The sequence below is a fragment of the Nitrososphaera sp. AFS genome (assembly GCF_009898475.1).
In the GTDB taxonomy this organism is placed as follows: Archaea; Thermoproteota; Nitrososphaeria; order Nitrososphaerales; family Nitrososphaeraceae; genus Nitrosopolaris.
Genome location: NZ_QURE01000138.1, coordinates 1 through 1,179, shown reverse-complemented (window position 1 = coordinate 1,179; position 1,179 = coordinate 1). Strand labels below are relative to the sequence as shown.

Annotated in this window: 1 protein-coding gene; it reads right to left on the bottom strand. The window is 37.1% G+C overall.

From position 1 onward, the window contains the following. Nucleotides 1-482: 482 nt before the first annotated feature. On the bottom strand, nt 483-1,179 hold a 697-nt coding region (locus tag DYY65_RS11460), incomplete at its 5' end, for an amylo-alpha-1,6-glucosidase (RefSeq protein ID WP_255457524.1).

Here is a 1,179-nt window from a genome sequence, read left to right as displayed (position 1 = left end):
CAGTACTAGGTTTACTTTGTAATACAATGGATCAATATCCCAGGGGTAGCCATCATATTTACGAGCTCATGTTAAAGATTTGGAAGAAGATGCTGGATTAAACCTTATTCAATGCAGCACTAAATTTTCTTATTTTTGTATTGACGGTCTGTCTTGAGAAATGCAAGATTTGCCTTTTGCATATGCTCGATAGCATATGATGCTCCATATCGCCTAGACTATCTCTAAAGTTCTTAGCACATATCCCGCATTTGTAATCATGTTGTACTGATGGAGTCATTATATCGAGTAATGTTGCCCAATATGTAAGATAAAGATTTGTAATTGAATTTGTATTTCTCTTACCATTGCGATGTTATTATACTTTAGTTATTGTATTATTTTAGTTGCACTTACAAAGTATGTCAAAAAGAGCTAACCTCTCACAGCTGATACTCCAGTACGAAATGGGAATGCTCCACTTGGCTGCTCTGTCTTAGGATTTATCCACTCATAAAGCGCTCGTGTATGTGTATTTTCTCAGAATCCATTTTCGAGAGTAACTTTTTACATTCTTCCATTTGATCAAATCTACTTCTTGCCAACATCTCTATCCCTGAAATCCATGGCCAAAAAGTTTGATTGTGGTATTGATATGGTTTCAGAACCCAAGGACCACTTGCCTTCAGCTCTACCTCAGTCACTAGGGGCCAGTTCTCATTCCATAATCTATTTCTTATACTATTCAGTGTACTTATAGCTCGTCTGTGCAGGTCGTCCTCATTAACCTTCTGCAGCTGTAATAATCTTCTATCTTCCTTATTTAGCTGATGTGATATTATTATACTATCATTTGTTTTACTCTGAGTAACTGCAACCAAGTGTAAAGACACATGTTGCGTCAGAATCCTATTGGGGATTCTAGTAGGATAACCGTCCTGCATATCGATATAACAGCCGTCTTCATTTGACCATAATTTTTGTTCAACGGCTTGAATTGTTTTCCTTGCCAGTTTATTTAAGTTCTTAACTTCCTTTTGTCTTCCTAATTTTCCTAAAAGAGCAGCAAAGTCGAATAGTGCGAGAAGCCAACAGGCTTGACTGTAAACTATTTTACCAGATCTAAGGATAGTATCCATCCAATCTTCGTTGTGATTCTGTTCTAGCAATCCGTCACCGTCTTTATCGCAACTAATGAGA